The following is a 1,205-nucleotide window of genomic DNA, read 5'->3' as shown; positions in this document are numbered from 1 at the left end:
AAAGAAAAGTTATTATGAACTATCATGTAGACAGTAACGGGTATTATGGGAAGTTTGGAGGGGCATACATACCGGAGATGCTCTATCCTAACGTGGAGGAATTGCGTGAGCAGTATCTTGACATTATTGCGGAAGACGCTTTTCAGGAAGAGTTTAATGCACTACTTAAAGATTACGTGGGTAGACCTACGCCACTATTTCTGGCAAATAGACTATCTGAAAAATATGGAGCTCAGATTTATCTTAAGCGTGAAGACCTATGCCACACCGGTGCGCATAAGGTAAATAATACAATTGGTCAGATTATTCTGGCAAAGAAACTAGGTAAGAAAAAGATCATAGCAGAAACAGGAGCCGGTCAACATGGAGTGGCTACAGCCACGGTTTGTGCACTTATGGGCATCGATTGTATCGTCTATATGGGTGAGGTAGATATGGCACGCCAAAAGCCCAATGTAGAGCGTATGCGCATTTTAGGCGCAAAGGTAGTGCCGGCTACAAGCGGCAGTAAAACACTCAAGGACGCCACCAATGAGGCCATGAGGCACTGGATTAATAATCCTAAGGATACACATTACATCATTGGCTCAGTGGTAGGACCTCATCCTTACCCTGACATGGTTACTCGCTTCCAGGCGGTTATAAGTGCAGAGATGAAAACTCAGCTAAAAGAAAAGACCGGCAATGAGGACCCTGATTATGTTTTTGCCTGTGTTGGAGGAGGAAGCAATGCAGCTGGCTCTTTTTACCACTATCTCGATAATGAGTCAGTGAAGTTGGTGGCTGTTGAAGCCTCCGGATTGGGTGTGAGTTCTGGCAAGTCTGCTGCCACAACAGCTTTGGGTAAGTCTGGTGTGCTACATGGTAGCAAAACATTATTGATGCAAACACCAGACGGACAGGTGGTAGAACCTTACAGTATTTCTGCAGGCCTGGATTATCCGGGTATAGGGCCAATGCACGCTCATCTATTTGATACCAAACGCGTTGAATTTTTAAGTGCTACCGATGAGGAGGCCATGCAGGCAGGTATTGAGCTGAGCCGATTAGAAGGGATCATCCCGGCTATTGAATCGGCTCATGCTTTTGCTGCACTTAGCCAGATGAAGTTTGATGCAAGTGATGTGGTGGTGATCAACCTATCGGGTAGAGGAGATAAGGATTTAGATACTTATATCAAATGGGGTAAATATTAAGATTATGAC

Annotated in this window: 1 protein-coding gene; it reads left to right on the top strand. The window is 44.8% G+C overall.

Annotation, left to right across the window (positions count from 1 at the left end):
* Positions 1-14: 14 nt before the first annotated feature.
* Positions 15-1,196, top strand: coding sequence for a tryptophan synthase subunit beta (trpB, locus tag E1176_RS00815; RefSeq protein WP_155208693.1), 1,182 nt, complete (start codon positions 15-17; stop codon positions 1,194-1,196).
* Positions 1,197-1,205 lie beyond the last annotated feature (9 nt).

This window comes from Fulvivirga aurantia (assembly GCF_009711475.1).
Classification (GTDB): domain Bacteria; phylum Bacteroidota; class Bacteroidia; order Cytophagales; family Cyclobacteriaceae; genus Fulvivirga; species Fulvivirga aurantia.
This window is presented reverse-complemented; position numbering and strand designations above follow the sequence as displayed.

What these genes read in the sequence shown, in the direction of transcription:
- trpB (WP_155208693.1), top strand. Translation starts at nt 15, where the DNA reads ATGAACTATCATGTAGACAGTAACGGGTATTATGGGAAGTTTGGAGGG.